This window comes from Pseudomonas sp. GZJR-8 (assembly GCF_002916705.1).
GTDB classification, from domain to species: Bacteria; Pseudomonadota; Gammaproteobacteria; order Pseudomonadales; family Pseudomonadaceae; genus Aquipseudomonas; species Aquipseudomonas synxantha_A.
The window spans coordinates 351,186-364,105 of sequence record NZ_JXSI01000004.1 but is presented as its reverse complement, the minus strand read 5'-3'; the positions used below and the strand labels follow the sequence as shown (position 1 = coordinate 364,105).

At 59.5% G+C, this 12,920-nt stretch carries 11 protein-coding genes; 5 read left to right on the top strand and 6 right to left on the bottom strand.

From position 1 onward, the window contains the following. The first annotated feature begins 141 nt into the window (after positions 1-141). The 4 genes from TK42_RS10740 to TK42_RS10725 are packed head-to-tail and all read left to right on the top strand — an operon-like array spanning position 142 to position 2,981. Positions 142-927, top strand: a complete 786-nt coding sequence (locus tag TK42_RS10740; RefSeq protein WP_103734179.1) for a transporter substrate-binding domain-containing protein — start codon at positions 142-144, stop codon at positions 925-927. Positions 928-941: 14 nt separating this feature from the next. Further along, the gene (locus TK42_RS10735; protein ID WP_032878808.1) at positions 942-1,610 is read left to right on the top strand and encodes an amino acid ABC transporter permease; all 669 of its coding nucleotides are present in this window, start codon (positions 942-944) and stop codon (positions 1,608-1,610) included. Continuing rightward, positions 1,607-2,257, top strand: a complete 651-nt coding sequence (locus TK42_RS10730; protein ID WP_032878807.1) for an amino acid ABC transporter permease — start codon at positions 1,607-1,609, stop codon at positions 2,255-2,257. The genes TK42_RS10735 and TK42_RS10730 overlap by 4 nt, the downstream gene beginning before the upstream one ends. Next, positions 2,244-2,981, top strand: a complete 738-nt coding sequence (locus tag TK42_RS10725) for an amino acid ABC transporter ATP-binding protein (protein WP_032878805.1) — start codon at positions 2,244-2,246, stop codon at positions 2,979-2,981. Before TK42_RS10730 ends, TK42_RS10725 begins: the two co-directional genes overlap by 14 nt. Here the strand turns inward: TK42_RS10725 and TK42_RS10720 are convergent. From TK42_RS10720 to TK42_RS10705, 4 genes are all read right to left on the bottom strand, one after another. Next, positions 2,953-3,531 carry a hypothetical protein gene (locus tag TK42_RS10720; protein WP_103734178.1) on the bottom strand — a complete coding sequence of 193 codons (579 nt, stop codon included), beginning with the start codon at positions 3,529-3,531 and terminating at the stop codon, positions 2,953-2,955. The two genes, TK42_RS10725 and TK42_RS10720, sit on opposite strands and share 29 nt — an antisense overlap. Continuing rightward, on the bottom strand, positions 3,497-5,998 hold the full coding sequence (locus TK42_RS10715) for a fimbria/pilus outer membrane usher protein (RefSeq protein WP_177464447.1): 2,502 nt from the start codon (positions 5,996-5,998) through the stop codon (positions 3,497-3,499). Before TK42_RS10715 ends, TK42_RS10720 begins: the two co-directional genes overlap by 35 nt. Before the next feature lie 7 nt (positions 5,999-6,005). Then, positions 6,006-6,635, bottom strand: a complete 630-nt coding sequence (locus TK42_RS10710; RefSeq protein ID WP_032878802.1) for a fimbria/pilus chaperone family protein — start codon at positions 6,633-6,635, stop codon at positions 6,006-6,008. Positions 6,636-6,813: 178 nt separating this feature from the next. Then, the gene (locus tag TK42_RS10705) at positions 6,814-7,461 is read right to left on the bottom strand and encodes a DUF1120 domain-containing protein (RefSeq protein WP_078822608.1); all 648 of its coding nucleotides are present in this window, start codon (positions 7,459-7,461) and stop codon (positions 6,814-6,816) included. 479 nt (positions 7,462-7,940) lie between these two features. Between TK42_RS10705 and ppx the strand changes: the two genes are divergently transcribed. Next, positions 7,941-9,443 (top strand): exopolyphosphatase, encoded by a 1,503-nt coding sequence (gene ppx / locus TK42_RS10700; protein WP_005792416.1) that lies wholly within the window; start codon positions 7,941-7,943, stop codon positions 9,441-9,443. Between the two features lie 72 nt (positions 9,444-9,515). Here ppx and ppk1 read toward each other — a convergent pair whose 3' ends face one another. Continuing rightward, positions 9,516-11,738, bottom strand: a complete 2,223-nt coding sequence (gene ppk1 / locus TK42_RS10695; protein WP_005792418.1) for a polyphosphate kinase 1 — start codon at positions 11,736-11,738, stop codon at positions 9,516-9,518. Between the two features lie 18 nt (positions 11,739-11,756). Continuing rightward, positions 11,757-12,770, bottom strand: coding sequence for a porphobilinogen synthase (gene hemB / locus TK42_RS10690; RefSeq protein ID WP_005792419.1), 1,014 nt, complete (start codon positions 12,768-12,770; stop codon positions 11,757-11,759). Between the last annotated feature and the right edge of the window lie 150 nt (positions 12,771-12,920).

The window sequence follows — 12,920 nt, the reverse complement described above, 5'->3', positions numbered from 1 at the left end:
GAAAAATCTCGCAACTGTTCAGACCAGTAAGACCATGGCACTTCAACGAATCCGTGCCTTACAGACCATTCCGAGAGAGCTGGCATGGGCTGTGCACTGAGCAAACTCAGAAAATTCCTTCGCCTTTTTCGGAGAGTTGCCATGACCAAGCGCTACAGCGCCCTGCTCACTGCCCTGTTTGCCAGCCTGATGCTGAGCCAGGCACCCGCCCAGGCTAATGGTCTGGACGATATCGTCGCCCGTGGCACCCTCAAGGTCGCCGTGCCCCAGGACTTCCCGCCGTTTGGTTCGGTCGGCCCCAACATGCAGCCACGTGGCCTGGACATCGACACCGCCAAGCTGCTGGCCGACCAGCTCAAGGTCAAGCTGGAACTGACCCCGGTCAACAGCACCAACCGCATTCCGTTCCTTACCACCGGCAAGGTGGACCTTGTGATCTCCAGCCTGGGCAAAAACCCCGAACGCGAAAAGGTCATTGATTTCTCCAAGGCTTACGCGCCGTTCTACCTCGCGGTGTTCGGCCCACCCGAGGCGGCAATCAGCACGATCGACGACCTCAAGGGCAAGACCATCAGCGTAACCCGCGGCGCCATCGAAGATATCGAACTGACCGCCGTGGCGCCCAAGGAAGCCACGATCAAGCGCTTTGAGGACAACAACTCAACCATCGCCGCTTACCTGGCCGGCCAGGTCGACCTGATCGCCAGCGGCAACGTGGTCATGGTCGCAATCAGCGAACGCAACCCCAAACGCGTCCCCGCGCTGAAGGTGAAGCTCAAGGATTCGCCGGTGTACGTAGGCGTGAACAAGAACGAGCCGGCGCTGCTGGAGAAGGTCAACCAGATTCTGGTTGCGGCCAAGGCGGACGGCAGCCTGGAAAAAAACGCACTGCAGTGGCTCAAAGAACCGCTGCCTGCTGACCTCTGAGGCGGAGTTGAACGATGGCCTATCAATTCGACTTTGTGCCGGTGCTGGCCAATACCGACCTGCTGCTGCGCGGCGCGTTGTTTACCCTTGAACTGACGGCCATCGGCGCCCTCCTTGGGGTTGCACTGGGCACCGTCGGTGCCGTGGTGCGGGCGTGGAAGATCCAGCCGTTTGCATGGATCTTTGGTGTGTATGTCGAATTGATCCGCAACACGCCGTTTCTGGTGCAGTTGTTCTTTATTTTCTTCGGCCTGCCGTCCCTGGGGTTGAAAATCACCGAGTGGCAAGCCGCTGTGCTGGCAATGGTGATCAACCTGGGGGCGTACTCCACCGAGATCATCCGCGCCGGGATCCAGGCCATCCCGCGCGGGCAATTGGAAGCCGCCGCCGCGCTGGCGATGACGCGCTTCGAAGCGTTCCGTCACGTGGTACTGCTACCGGCGCTGGGCAAGGTGTGGCCGGCCCTGAGCAGCCAGATCATCATTGTGATGCTCGGTTCGGCGGTGTGTTCGCAGATCGCCACCGAAGAATTGAGCTTTGCCGCCAACTTTATCCAGTCGCGTAATTTCCGCGCCTTTGAAACCTATGCCCTGACCACCCTGGTGTATCTGTGCATGGCGCTGCTGATTCGCCAACTGCTCAACTGGATCGGCCGGCGGTTTGTGATGAGGAACAGTCGATGAGTGAGTTCACCCTCTGGGACATCGTGCGCAACCTGCTCACTGGCCTGCAGTGGACCCTGCTGCTGTCACTGGTAGCATTTGTGGGCGGTGGCCTGATCGGCCTGCTGGTGATGACGATGCGCATCAGCCGCAAAGCTTTCCCACGCAATATTGCCCGCACCTATATCGAACTGTTCCAGGGCACGCCCTTGCTGATGCAGTTGTTCCTGGTGTTTTTCGGCGTTGCCCTGCTTGGCGTGGACATATCGCCCTGGCTGGCAGCTGCAATCGCATTGACCCTGTTCACCAGCGCTTACCTGGCCGAAATCTGGCGCGGTTGCGTGGACTCCATCGCCCATGGCCAATGGGAAGCCTCGGCCAGTCTGGCCCTGAACCCTTTTGAGCAACTGCGTTTTGTGATCCTGCCCCAAGCGCTGCGCATTGCCGTCGCGCCAACGGTGGGTTTCTCGGTGCAGGTGGTCAAAGGCACCGCCGTGACCTCGATCATCGGCTTCACCGAACTGACCAAGACCGGCGGCATGCTCGCCAACGCCACCTTCGAGCCGTTTATGGTCTACGGCTTGGTGGCCCTCGGTTATTTCCTGCTCTGCTACCCCTTGTCCCTCAGTGCGCGCTACCTGGAAAGGAGACTGCATGCCTCTGCTTAGAATTTCCGCCCTGCATAAGTATTACGGCGATCATCACGTCCTCAAGGGCATCGACCTGACGGTGGAAGAAGGCCAGGTTGTGGCGATCATCGGCCGCAGCGGCTCGGGCAAGTCCACCTTGCTGCGCACCCTCAATGGCCTGGAGTCGATCAATGACGGTGTGATCGAAGTCGATGGCGAATACCTTGATGCCGCCCGCGCCGACCTGCGCAGCCTGAGGCAGAAAGTCGGTATGGTGTTCCAGCAGTTCAACCTGTTCCCGCACCTGAGCGTCGGCGAAAACGTGATGCTGGCACCGCAAGTGGTGCAAAAAGTGCCCAAGGCCAAAGCGGTACAGTTGGCCAGGCAAATGCTCGAACGCGTTGGGCTGGGCGAGAAGTTCGACGCCTTCCCCGATCGGCTGTCCGGTGGTCAGCAGCAACGGGTCGCCATTGCCCGCGCGCTGGCCATGTCACCCAAGGTGCTGTTGTGCGATGAGATTACCTCGGCCCTGGACCCGGAGTTGGTCAATGAGGTGCTCAGCGTGGTGCGTCAACTGGCCCAGGACGGCATGACGCTGATCATGGTCACCCACGAAATGCGCTTTGCCCGGGAAGTTGGCGACAAAGTGGTGTTCATGCACCAAGGCAAAGTGCATGAAACCGGCGACCCGAAAGTGTTGTTTGCCAACCCTGGTACCGTAGAGCTCGCCAACTTCATTGGCTCGGTTGAACAGCCGGGCTGACCAGTTCAAAACTGCCCCGTGCCTCCAGGTGCGTCTCCCTGCGCACCGACAAGGCATCGAAGGGCAATTGGGTATCGATATCGACCTGGGCGGTGAGTCGCCGCCCTACCACCGGCACCCCTGCTGCACGAGCCACCAAAACCTGGCCGGGCAACAACTGGCCTCTGTCCGCCTCACCTGGCACGTGGGCAGCCGACCACCCGACGGTACGCCCATCTACCTGGGCATGCTTGATACTCAGCCGCAAATGCCCCTCGCGACCGAACCGAAATCCCTGCCCATCGGCTGCCGCGCCAACAAAACGCAACGCCATGGCCGCAGGCTCGACGCAGAGTACATTGACACTCAACGAGCGGGTTGCCAGTACCACGGAAGTGGTTTCAACCAGGGCATCCCTGCGTATCTGGCCATAGTCGATACGCGGCTGGCCCAGCGACAGGTGGCAGTTTTCAGCCATCGCATCAAGCGGCGCCAGCAGTGTGCAAAACAGCGCCAAGGGCGGGCTCAGGGCCTTTTTAATCACCTCGGCATACCGCCGATGCGGCTTCATAAAATTTGTCATTGTCAGGCTTCGCCTCAGGGTCAATGTGCAGTAGGCAAGTGGAAGAGTCCGGCAATGAAACCCGCAAGCTTTGCGACTCCGTAACGTCGTTGAGGAAAATCATGCCCTCACCTACTACGCTGGTGAGAAAGCGGTTGCCCTTGCCCAATACCGAAGCGCCCTGAGGTAACGGTCGGCCGTGCTGATCGCTCGCAGTCACCAGCATTCGGCGTACTTTCACTACGTCAAAATCCACGGTATTGAACGAACCTCGGCCCGCCGTAAGCACTTGGGTGCCGTTTTTCAGGTCCACTCGTTTGGGCAAGGATTGAGTCTGCACTTCGACTCGGCTGTTGGTGTAGGCCGGCAAGCCCGCGATCACCGCTTGGCCGTTGAAGTCGGTCCAGACTGGGCCTTGCGGCGTCTGGATTTTTGCGGAGCCGATATCGCCGACCGAGACGATGCCGAACGTGTCTTGCACGCTATAAGGCGACAAGGTCACCCCGCCTTCATGCGCCACTGCACCGCCCCGCAACTGCCCGGTATAGCTGGTGCCCAGGGAATCGCGGCTGACGCCCAGGCCCACTTGGGTATAGCGCGGCAACAGGTCCACCCGCCCGCGCACTGACTGCTCCCGGGCCCGCATGTCACGCTCGATGCCGACTTCGTAATTCACATACTCGTTGACCCTTTCGCTGAGCGCGGTACCCGCAGTGAAGTGGTCCCCACGGCGGCTCGTGAAGCTGCTCACACGCCGATCCCCGCCCAGCGGCACGCTGACCTGCAACCGCAAGGACAAGTCGTGATCCAAGGCACTGTCACGCCGGCTGCCATCCAGTGGGGCGTCTCGGCGGGCCCGCGTACCGCCCACTTGCGAGTCCGCGATAAATGCGACATCGACGCGACCGAACGACTTATTCCAGGAGGCGAATACGTGCTCGCTCGTCTGCCCGCCAAATTGAGCACTGCGAGTGTAGTTCAGCGAAAATATGCCCAGTGTGGGGTCGGCCCAGCTCATGCCCGCGGTGTATTGGTTCTTGAAGTGCGAGTTCAGCTCATCGCCCCTGAGCGACCGACCTGCCTCAGTGACCTCGCGATAACCGCGCGTCTGGGTGGTTGCACTTAAGTTGACATCTAGATCGGCAACCAGTGGGCTACTCACGGAGACGCTGCTGCGTGACCCGGACACCGCGTTGTGGCTGTCTCGGGACAGGTTATGTCGTGCGCTCACAGAGACCCGCTGGAAAAATACACTGCTCAGAGTGCCACCTGCGGCCCAATAGTCATCGGTACTCAACAAGCCAAAACCCGCAGACGCATCGCGCCCCAGCCCCCAGGTGCCACTGCCCATGGCGACCACCGGTGATGGCCCCTCTTCACCTGCAGTTTTGCGCAGCTGGCCAATCGAAAAGTAATAGCCCGGCGCCGATGGGGCAGCACCCGCGAACGAAGCCGCCGGCACGACAAAACTGCGCCTGGCGCCACGCACGTCAATCACACTGACATCAAGGTCACTGGTGCCATTGAGCAGCGGTACCCCCGTCAACCGAAACGGCCCTTCGGGCACCAATGTACTGTGGATCAACACCCCGGACTGGCGCACTTCAACTCGCGACTGGCTTTGGGCCAAGCCTTCGACCACCGCATTATTGCCGCCCGCCGGGGCCCTGGACTGCCCATCAGGGGAGAACTGCAAGCCGGACAGCTGGATCCCGCCAAACAGCGGGTTATTACTGGAGAGCTGGCCCACCTGGAAGGTCGACTGCAACGCGGCGATATCCCGTTGGGCATAGGCATGCAGGTGCTCGGTACGGGTATGGCCGTTGTCGGACACATAGAACTGGCGACTGCGAACAATCCAGTCATCCAGGTTGAAGCCCGCTTCGGTATAGGCCGACACGAACCGGGTCGGGCCGCTACGCGAGTGGCTGTCATAACCCAGTACGTCATAGTTGAACAACGCGGCCGCGCCGCCCCGGGAAGAACGCCCGCTCTCCCATTCGGGTTCACGCAAAGCCTGGGTCGGCACCACCAGCGCCACTTCGTCAGTACCGGGGCGCAAGCGCACCATGGTCGCCGGGAACGCACCGAGGAAGTCATGACACGCCTGGTCGGGTGTGGCGCCTTCTCGAATGATCTCCCGAGGCTTTACCAACCCCGCCTTCTCCAGCAACCCGGGAGTGAAACACAGCCCTCCCTGCGAATCGAACCGAGCATCAACCAGCCCAAGGGGGTTGCCATTGACGCGCAATCCCACCATTTGAATACCTTCACGAAAGCGCGCCGCACTGCGAAAGTAATCGGAGACCTGGGGGTCTATGCCGTGGGTCGTCAGCGCAGCCAGGTCAAATCCCTCACCAAGCTCCAGCGCAGCCGTCATGCCAGGCAAACCCCATAGCGCCGTGAGCCCAATGAACAATCTGGATTTGCAGGGCCGGAACGGGCCAGCAATACCGCGCGCCGAAGAAACGATCATGAACCGATCAACGCGCATCTGTGTTGACCGGTGCACGGTAGCTATCTACCGAAAATCCATAGACCGTGGCGGGTTGAATCTCAACCTGCGCCACATCGCTCAAAGCACCGTCAACCTTCAACGCCAATGCCTCACCCGGCAAGACATAGGTGCGCGGCAGTGTGGCTTGAACGCCTTGTGGAAGCAGCTGCACATGCGGCGCCAGGCGTACGACGTAAGCGCTGTCGTTGTGGACGGTGAGTCGCTCTGCGACCCGTTCCCACCTCAGCAGCTCCCACGGCGTTTGGTGGCGTGGCAAGTCTTTGGGATGCAGGATCAACGGCAGATTCTGCCGAAGAGTGATACCGATGGTCGCACCGTCCGCGGCACGCGCCTGGGGAATGCCCTCAAAAGATACGCGCTTGAGCCGTTGGGTCTTGAGCGGCTGCTTCAACGTGCTGATGAAACGCACCAGTTGCGTATCCCCCGCTTCCACACGGGTAATGGGAGGCGTGACAATCAGTAGCGGCTCCAGATCTTCAGGCACGTTTTCAATAACAGAATGAAGCAACGCCGGCCCTGCATCGGTGTTCTTGATATTGATCGAGGCTTCGCCAACTTCTTCGTAAAGCACGACCACAGTTGTTTCCGGCAACATCCCGTCCGCCGTAGCAACCACACTGAAAAACACACTCCATAGCCACGTAAGACTTATTAAAAAAACACGCACTCAATATTCCCCACAACTTATGAAGTTGACGTTTGGCCATCCAACGCCCAAAGAAAAACAGCCAACAAGAAAGGGTTGGCTTTCTTGATCGGCTGCTTTCGGTTGTTTAGATGTAACTCAATACAAGCGTGGCGCGCCCATCTATGGAGATGTCGCGGCTCAGGTCCAAGTCCTGGGCCTTGTTGATCACTGCTTTCACCGCCACCGTGGCGGTCAGCTGGCTAATAGCGGCAGGGGTGACGGTCACGCTATTACGCCAGGAGTACTGGCTGGGCGATTGGGCAACCCTGCCGTCGCTGTTCTGCCAGGCACCGAGCCCGGTGCGCATGATCGGAAACAACGTTGTTCCGGTAGAGCGGAGGTCCCTGAGGGTGACCGAATAGCCACCAGTGCGCCGGGACGCTGCCATCCCCAGACCGAAATTCTGCGCTTCGGAAAAGCCCGCCCCCAAGATGCCTGCCACCTTGCTCCCCGCTTGCAGATCGGTAAAGGTGAGCCCGAACCTGGCAGGCGTAGTGCCGCAGTTGATAACCAGAGACGTGGTCCTCTCTTCACGGGGGTTGAATGCCGTGCGAGACAATTCGCCGGAGCGAATAGTGCCGTAGTCGATGATGCCACTGCCCGCCAGGCTGAGGTTGCACGCCGCAGGCGTGATCGTCCCCCTGACGACTAACTGGGCGCTCGTGTTTGCCTGAACCTGCAGGGTCGCAGCCAGACATGCGATGCCGAAAGTCAATCCAATAATTTTTTTCATGTTCGTCCTGTCACTTGAAGTTAGCAGGCGCTCTTTATTTTGGTTTTGGCGACTCCGTCGCCCAACAGCTTATTGTCCCTGATACAAAAACTATAAATAAATAACACCCCGGCAGAATTGCCGAGTGACAGTCTGGCGCGTAGATGCCCGGATAAAAAATCAGACAGCACGGTATTTATTGTAGGCTCCAGCCAGCATAAAAATTACTTTAACCTATCAACCTTGTAGTCTTGAGCAAGATATAGAACAGCATATAGTCCCACTCACTGTAGGAGAAATTATCTAAACACTTACAACTGCATCCGGTTAAAACGTCTTACATCGTCGGAAAGTTTGTTTGCTGGAAACTTGCGAAGCAGCCCTGAACTTTCCAAAATTTTCCTACAGACCACATCGGGAAAATTACCGAAGCACAACGCGTTGGCTCCAGCGGTCGATCGTGGCACGATGGCAAGGTTATCGACCGAGATCCCCAAACCATGCCGCAATCCCAAGCCAAGAATCTGTCCTTGATCGCCGCCATCGACCTGGGCTCCAACAGCTTTCACATGGTCGTGGCCAAGGCCCAGAACGGTGAGATCCGCATCCTTGAGCGGCTCGGCGAAAAAGTGCAACTGGCCGCCGGGATCGACGACGAGCGCAAGCTCAATGAAGAATCCATGCAGCGCGGGCTCGACTGCCTCAAGCGATTTGCGCAATTGATCAATGGCATGCCGCCTGGCGCCGTACGCATCGTCGGCACCAACGCGTTGCGCGAAGCCCGAAACCGCAATGAGTTTATCCATCGTGCCGAGGAAATCCTCGGGCACCCGGTGGAAGTTATCTCTGGCCGTGAAGAGGCGCGCCTGATCTACCTTGGTGTGTCCCACACACTGGCCGACACGCCCGGCAAACGCCTGGTGGCGGACATTGGTGGCGGCAGTACCGAGTTCATCATCGGCCAGCGTTTCGAGCCACTGCTGCGTGAAAGCCTGCAGATGGGATGCGTGAGTTTCACTCAACGTTACTTCAAGGACGGCAAGATCACGCCGGCGCGCTATGCCCAGGCTTACACGGCGGCGCGGCTGGAGATCATGAGCATTGAACATGCCCTGCACCGCCTGACCTGGGATGAAGCCATCGGCTCGTCCGGCACCATCCGCGCCATCGGCCTGGCCTTGAAGGCTGGCGGCCATGGCACTGGCGAGGTGAATGCCGAAGGTCTGGCGTGGCTCAAGCGCAAGCTGTTCAAGCTGGGGGATGCGGAGAAAATCGACTTCGACGGCATCAAACCTGATCGACGCGCCATTTTCCCTGCGGGCCTGGCGATTCTCGAAGCCATCTTCGACGCCCTCGAACTGCAACGCATGGACCACTGTGACGGCGCCCTGCGCGAAGGCGTGCTCTATGACCTGCTGGGCCGTCATCACCATGAAGACGTGCGCGAGCGCACCCTCAGCTCGCTGATGGAGCGCTACCACGTCGATCTGGAACAAGCCGCCCGTGTGGAGCGCAAAGCCTTGCACGCTTTCGACCAGGTGGCCGCCGATTGGGACCTGGAAGACGGCGTCTGGCGCGAGCTGCTCGGCTGGGCCGCCAAGGTGCATGAAGTGGGCCTGGACATCGCCCACTACCATTACCACAAGCACGGCGCCTACCTGATCGAGCACTCGGACCTGGCTGGGTTCTCCCGCGAAGACCAACAGATGCTTGCGCTGCTGGTGCGCGGCCATCGCCGCAATATTCCCAAGGACAAATTTGCCGAATTCGGCAAAGACGGCATCAAGCTGATTCGCCTGTGCGCGCTGTTGCGCTTTGCAATCCTGTTCCACCACATTCGTGGCACCCAGGAAATGCCCCAGGTAAAACTGCGCGCTGCTGATGACAGCCTGGAAGTGATCTTCCCCAAGGGCTGGCTGGATGAAAACCAGCTGACCCAGGCGGACTTCGCCCAGGAAGCGGAATGGCTGACGCGGGTGGGGTTCAGCCTGAACCTGCGCTAAAGCACACTGCAAAACAAATGTGGGAGGGAGCAAGTCCCCTCCCACATTTTTAGACCTTGCTGGTGCTGGGTTTTAGTTCACCGCAAGAATCGGGCTACCCAACTTCTCCAGCAACGTCGCCTGCGCGCTGCGCGGGTTCTGGTTGCCGGTCGGGGTGTTGCGTACATAACGCCCGTCCGACTGCAGGCTCCAGCTGTGGGTGTTGTCGGTAAGGTAGCTTTCCAGCTCCTTCTTGACCCGCATGATCAGCTTCTTGCCTTCCACCGGGAAGCAGGTCTCCACACGCTTATCGAGGTTGCGTTCCATCCAGTCGGCGCTGGAGAGGAACATCTGCTCTTCACCACCGTTGAGGAAGTAGAACACACGGGTGTGCTCCAGGAAGCGGCCGATGATCGAGCGCACGTGGATGTTATGCGACACGCCGACAATACCCGGACGCAGGCAGCACATGCCACGCACCACCAGATCGATGCGCACGCCCGACTGGCTGGCCTTGTACAGCGCGCGGATGATCTTCGGATCGGTCAGCGAGTTGAACTTGGCGATGATGTGCGCCGGCTTGCCATCGAGGGCAAACTGGGTCTCGCGGGCAATCATGTCGAGCATGCCCTTCTTGAGGGTGAACGGCGCGTGCAGCAGCTTTTTCATGCGCAAGGTCTTGCCCATGCCGATGAGCTGGCTGAACAACTTGCCGACGTCTTCGCACAGTGCGTCGTCGGATGTCAGCAGGCTGTAGTCGGTGTAGAGCTTGGCGTTGCCGGCGTGGTAGTTGCCGGTGCCCAAGTGGGCGTAGCGCACGATCTCCCCGGCCTCGCGGCGCAGGATCAACATCATCTTGGCGTGGGTCTTGAAGCCGACCACGCCGTAGATCACCACCGCACCGGCGGCTTGCAGACGGCTGGCCAGTTGCAGGTTGGACTCTTCGTCAAAGCGCGCACGCAACTCGATCACCGCGGTGACTTCCTTGCCGTTACGCGCAGCATCCACCAACGCATCGACGATTTCCGAGTTGGCGCCACTGCGGTAGAGGGTCTGGCGCACGGCCAGAACATGCGGGTCCTTGGCCGCCTGGCGCAGCAGGTCGACCACTGGGGTGAACGACTCGAAGGGGTGCAGCAATAGAATGTCCTGCTTGCTCACAACACTGAAGATGTTCTCGCTGTTTTGCAGCAGTTTCGGGATCTGTGGCGTGAACGGCTTGTATTGCAGCTCCGGATGGCTGTCCAGGCCGGTAATGCTGAACAGGCGCGTCAGGTTCACCGGGCCGTTGACCTGATACAACTCGGATTCGGCGAGGTTGAACTGCTTGAGCAGGTAGTCCGACAGGTGTTTAGGGCAGGTATCCGCCACTTCCAGACGCACCGCATCGCCATAACGCCGCGAGAACAGCTCGCCACGCAGGGCGCGAGCCAAGTCTTCGACGTCTTCGGAATCCAGTGCCAGGTCGGCGTTACGGGTCAGGCGGAACTGGTAGCAGCCCTTGACCTTCATGCCCTGGAACAGGTCATCGGCGTGAGCATGGATCATCGACGACAGGAATACATAGTTGTCGCCAGCGCCCCCTACCTCTTCCGGTACCTTGATGATGCGTGGCAACAGACGCGGGGCCGGGATAATCGCCAGGCCCGAATCGCGACCGAAGGCATCGATACCTTCAAGCTCGACGATGAAGTTGAGGCTCTTGTTCACCAGCAGTGGGAACGGGTGCGTAGGGTCCAGGCCGATGGGGGTAATGATCGGCGAAATCTCGTCCCGGAAATAACGGCGCACCCAGGTCTTGATCTTGGCGGTCCAGTGACGACGACGAATGAAGCGGACCTGATGCTTTTCCAGTTCCGGCAGCAGGATGTCGTTGAGGATTGCGTACTGGCGGTCCACATGACCATGTACCAGCTCACTGATGCGCGCCAACGCCTGGTGCGGTTGCAGGCCGTCGGCCCCGGCTTGTTCACGGGCAAAGGTGATCTGCTTCTTGAGGCCGGCAACGCGAATCTCGAAGAACTCATCCAGGTTGCTGGAGAAGATCAGCAGGAATTTCAGCCGCTCCAGCAACGGGTAGGACTCATCCAGCGCCTGCTCCAGCACGCGGATGTTGAATTGCAGTTGTGACAACTCGCGATGGATGTACAGGCTGCTGTCATCCAGGTTGGTGACCACGGCCACCGGTGCCGGCGCAGGTGCTTCGGCAACCACCGCTGGCGGGGCAGGCTCCAGCTCCGGCGGGGTCTGGGAAACTTGTTCAACCACCGGGTGAGCGTCTTTTACGGCAACTTCGGAGAGTCCTTCGGTATTCATCGAGTGTTCCTGTGAGGGCTATTGTTGCTCTCTAAGCAATTGGGCAGCGCGGGCGGCGAAGTAGGTCAGAATGCCATCAGCGCCGGCACGTTTAAAGGCAGTCAGGGATTCGAGGATCACCCCTTCACTCAACCAACCATTCTGGATCGCCGCCATGTGCATGGCGTATTCACCGCTGACCTGATAGACAAAGGTCGGCACTTTGAATTCCTCTTTGACCCGATAAAGGATGTCCAGGTACGGCATCCCGGGCTTGACCATCACCATATCGGCGCCTTCGGCCAGGTCGGCCGCCACTTCGTGCAGCGCTTCCTGGCTATTGGCCGGGTCCATCTGGTACGAAGCCTTGTTGGCCTTGCCCAGGTTCAGCGCCGACCCCACCGCATCGCGAAAGGGGCCGTAATAGGCGCTGGCGTATTTGGCCGAGTAGGCCATGATTCGTACATTGACGTGACCGGCCAGCTCAAGGGCTTCGCGAATCGCCTGGATACGCCCGTCCATCATGTCCGACGGCGCAACCACCTGGGCGCCCGCCGCTGCGTGCGACAAAGCCTGCTTGACCAGTGCATCGACGGTGATGTCGTTCTGAACATAACCCTCTTCGTCAAGAATGCCATCCTGGCCGTGCGTGGTGAACGGGTCCAACGCCACGTCAGTGATCACCCCAAGCTCCGGGAAGCGCTCGCGCAGGGCACGGGTGGCGCGCTGCGCGATCCCTTGCGGGTTCCAGGCTTCGGCGGCGTCCAGAGACTTGAGCTGCGGTGGGGTCACCGGAAACAGCGCCAGTGCCGGGATCCCCAGTTCGACCCAACCGGCCGCCTCGATCAGCAACTGATCAATGGTCAAACGCTCCACACCCGGCATCGAGGCGACTGCTTCCCGACGATTTTCACCGTCGAGCACAAAGACCGGCAGGATGAGATCGTTCGTCGTCAGTACATTTTCACGTACCAGGCGGCGAGAAAAATCATCACGACGATTGCGACGCAGACGAGTGGCGGGGAACAGGCGATTGGCAGGGGTAAAGCTCACGACAGACTCCTGAGCCCGCGTTTACGGGCGAGCGTTGCAGTTATAAGCGGCCATTATGACGAAGGAATGACAGTTGTGCTTATCGATGCGACCTGTAGTCGCATTCGTCATTTATGTAGGAATTGTTCACTTCGTGACACATCTCGATAC

Excerpts from the sequence above, each read along its gene's own strand:
- TK42_RS10730 (WP_032878807.1), top strand. The coding sequence starts at position 1,607 with ATGAGTGAGTTCACCCTCTGGGACATCGTGCGCAACCTGCTCACTGGC.
- TK42_RS10735 (WP_032878808.1), top strand. The coding sequence starts at position 942 with ATGGCCTATCAATTCGACTTTGTGCCGGTGCTGGCCAATACCGACCTG.
- TK42_RS10710 (WP_032878802.1), bottom strand. The coding sequence starts at position 6,635 with ATGTTGCCGGAAACAACTGTGGTCGTGCTTTACGAAGAAGTTGGCGAA.
- TK42_RS10740 (WP_103734179.1), top strand. The coding sequence starts at position 142 with ATGACCAAGCGCTACAGCGCCCTGCTCACTGCCCTGTTTGCCAGCCTG.
- TK42_RS10715 (WP_177464447.1), bottom strand. The coding sequence starts at position 5,998 with ATGATCGTTTCTTCGGCGCGCGGTATTGCTGGCCCGTTCCGGCCCTGC.
- ppx (WP_005792416.1), top strand. The coding sequence starts at position 7,941 with ATGCCGCAATCCCAAGCCAAGAATCTGTCCTTGATCGCCGCCATCGAC.
- TK42_RS10705 (WP_078822608.1), bottom strand. The coding sequence starts at position 7,461 with ATGAAAAAAATTATTGGATTGACTTTCGGCATCGCATGTCTGGCTGCG.
- ppk1 (WP_005792418.1), bottom strand. The coding sequence starts at position 11,738 with ATGAATACCGAAGGACTCTCCGAAGTTGCCGTAAAAGACGCTCACCCG.
- TK42_RS10720 (WP_103734178.1), bottom strand. The coding sequence starts at position 3,531 with ATGAAGCCGCATCGGCGGTATGCCGAGGTGATTAAAAAGGCCCTGAGC.
- TK42_RS10725 (WP_032878805.1), top strand. The coding sequence starts at position 2,244 with ATGCCTCTGCTTAGAATTTCCGCCCTGCATAAGTATTACGGCGATCAT.